Below are 3,515 nucleotides of genomic sequence, written 5' to 3' on the forward strand. Positions count from 1 at the left end.
GTCCGGCGGTGACCTACTCTCCCACACCCTCCCGGGTGCAGTACCATCGGCGCTGTGGGTCTTAGCTTCCGGGTTCGGAATGGGACCGGGCGTTTCCCCCACGCTATGACCGCCGTAACCCTTGCTCCCGTCCCCGTGAGGGGTGGGAAAACTATCGGTTACAACATTAGTGGTGTTGTTATTTAGTTGTGTTCCCTGGACCGTGAAACCCGTGGTGCGGGTTTGTTGGTTGGGAACCACATAGTGGACGCAAGCAGTCTTGTTTCTCTTCGTACCATTGCTTTGGTGTGAACGTCTTTTGAAGGATACGTTCACGCAGTGGTGTGTGGTGTAAGTTATCGGCCTATTAGTACCGGTCAGCTTCACGAGTCGTTAGTCCTCGCTTCCACATCCGGCCTATCAACCCAGTGGTCTGGCTGGGGGCCTCTCACACACAAGGTGTATGGAAATCTCATCTCGAAGCGAGCTTCCCGCTTAGATGCTTTCAGCGGTTATCCCATCCGAACGTAGCTAATCAGCGGTGCACTTGGCAGTACAACTGACACACCAGAGGTTCGTCCGTCCCGGTCCTCTCGTACTAAGGACAGCCCTTCTCAAATTTCCTGCGCGCGCAGCGGATAGGGACCGAACTGTCTCACGACGTTCTAAACCCAGCTCGCGTACCGCTTTAATGGGCGAACAGCCCAACCCTTGGGACCTACTCCAGCCCCAGGATGCGACGAGCCGACATCGAGGTGCCAAACCATGCCGTCGATATGGACTCTTGGGCAAGATCAGCCTGTTATCCCCGAGGTACCTTTTATCCGTTGAGCGACGGCCATTCCACAATGTACCGCCGGATCACTAGTCCCGACTTTCGTCCCTGCTCGAGATGTCTCTCTCACAGTCAAGCTCCCTTGTGCACTTACACTCGACACCTGATTGCCAACCAGGCTGAGGGAACCTTTGGGCGCCTCCGTTACTTTTTAGGAGGCAACCGCCCCAGTTAAACTACCCATCAGGCACTGTCCCTGACCCGGATTACGGGCCGAAGTTAGATGTCCAAAGTGACCAGAGTGGTATTTCAACGATGACTCCACCCGAACTGGCGTCCGGGCTTCAACGTCTCCCACCTATCCTACACAAGCCACTCCGAACACCAATACCAAACTATAGTAAAGGTCTCGGGGTCTTTCCGTCCTGCTGCGCGTAACGAGCATCTTTACTCGTACTGCAATTTCGCCGAGTTTATGGTTGAGACAGCGGGGAAGTCGTTACTCCATTCGTGCAGGTCGGAACTTACCCGACAAGGAATTTCGCTACCTTAGGATGGTTATAGTTACCACCGCCGTTTACTGGGGCTTGAATTCTCAGCTTCGCCTTGCGGCTAACCGGTCCTCTTAACCTTCCAGCACCGGGCAGGAGTCAGTCCGTATACATCGTCTTGCGACTTCGCACGGACCTGTGTTTTTAGTAAACAGTCGCTTCCCCCTGGTCTCTGCGGCCCCGATCCCCTCCCACCAGCAAGTGGTGTTCAAGGTTGGGGCCCCCCTTCTCCCGAAGTTACGGGGGCATTTTGCCGAGTTCCTTAACCATAATTCTCTCGATCGCCTTAGTATTCTCTACCTGATCACCTGTGTCGGTTTGGGGTACGGGCGGCTAAAACCTCGCGCCGATGCTTTTCTAGGCAGCATAGGATCACCGAATCCCCCCTTTACGGGAGTCCCGTCAGATCTCAGGCACATGAACGGCGGATTTGCCTACCGTTCGCCCTACATCCTTGGACCGGGACAACCATCGCCCGGCTCGGCTACCTTCCTGCGTCACACCTGTTAATACGCTTGCCTCCCAGGATCAGGTCCCGCGCTCCACCAAAACCCGCACACCACAAGGGTGATARGGCAGGCTTCGGGCGGTTAGTATCCCCTGTTCAGCATGGGCGGTTTTTCGCCGGTACGGGAATATCAACCCGTTGTCCATCGACTACGCCTGTCGGCCTCGCCTTAGGTCCCGACTTACCCAGGGCAGATTAGCTTGACCCTGGAACCCTTGATCATCCGGCGGACGGGTTTCTCACCCGTCTTTCGCTACTCATGCCTGCATTCTCACTCGTGTAGGCTCCACCGCTGGTTTACACCGCGACTTCACCGCCCACACGACGCTCCCCTACCCATCCACACTCCTGAACCACGAAGGCTTAGAACATGTGTGAATGCCACAACTTCGGCGGTGTACTTGAGCCCCGCTACATTGTCGGCGCGGAATCACTTGACCAGTGAGCTATTACGCACTCTTTTAAGGATGGCTGCTTCTAAGCCAACCTCCTGGTTGTCTTCGCAACTCCACATCCTTTCCCACTTAGCACACGCTTAGGGGCCTTAGTTGGTGGTCTGGGCTGTTTCCCTCTCGACTATGAAGCTTATCCCCCACAGTCTCACTGCTGCGCTCTCACTTACCGGCATTCGGAGTTTGGCTGACGTCAGTAACCTTGTAGGGCCCATTAGCCATCCAGTAGCTCTACCTCCGGTAAGAAACACGCAACGCTGCACCTAAATGCATTTCGGGGAGAACCAGCTATCACGAAGTTTGATTGGCCTTTCACCCCTACCCACAGCTCATCCCCTCCATTTTCAACTGAAGTGGGTTCGGTCCTCCACGACGTCTTACCGTCGCTTCAACCTGGCCATGGGTAGATCACTTCGCTTCGGGTCTAGATCACGCCACTGCAACGCCCTATTCAGACTCGCTTTCGCTACGGCTTCCCCACACGGGTTAACCTCGCGACGTAACACTAACTCGCAGGCTCATTCTTCAAAAGGCACGCCGTCACAGCTACTATGCGATAAATCGCGGCTGCTCCGACGGATTGTAAGCACACGGTTTCAGGTACTGTTTCACTCCCCTCCCGGGGTACTTTTCACCTTTCCCTCACGGTACTGGTCCGCTATCGGTCATTAGGGAGTATTTAGGCTTATCAGGTGGTCCTGACAGATTCACACGGGATTTCTCGGGCCCCGTGCTACTTGGGATACTCTCCAGGCGGTGCACAGCATTACGGTTACGGGGCTCACACCCTCTACGGCCGGCCTTTCAAGACCGTTCACCTATACCTGCACCCACACCTCGCTGTCCCGGCAGAGACAGCACGGAAAGTCCCACAACCCCGCCCATGCAACGCCCGCCGGCTATCACACATGGAACGGTTTAGCCTGATCCGCGTTCGCTCGCCACTACTAACGGAATCACTATTGTTTTCTCTTCCTGCGGGTACTGAGATGTTTCACTTCCCCGCGTTCCCTCCACGCACCCTATGTGTTCAGATGCGGGTCACCAGATCACTCGCGCGTCTGGCGGGGTTTCCCCATTCGGACACCCTGGGATCACAGTCCGGTTATCGACTCCCCCAGGCTTATCGCAGATTCCTACGTCCTTCTTCGGCTCCTAATGCCAAGGCATCCACCGTGTGCTCTTAAAAACTTGACCACAAAAGATCAAAAAACTAATTCACGAGAGAACCAYGAAAACCAACCACACCC

The 3,515-nt window shown here is 55.3% G+C and carries 2 rRNA genes; both read right to left on the reverse strand.

Annotation, left to right across the window (positions count from 1 at the left end):
- Positions 1-117 (reverse strand): 5S ribosomal RNA (gene rrf, locus ASG92_RS05570).
- 208 nt (positions 118-325) lie between these two features.
- Positions 326-3,462, reverse strand: a 23S ribosomal RNA gene (locus ASG92_RS05575).
- Between the last annotated feature and the right edge of the window lie 53 nt (positions 3,463-3,515).

It is taken from the genome of Arthrobacter sp. Soil736 (assembly GCF_001428005.1).
GTDB lineage: Bacteria > Actinomycetota > Actinomycetes > Actinomycetales > Micrococcaceae > Arthrobacter.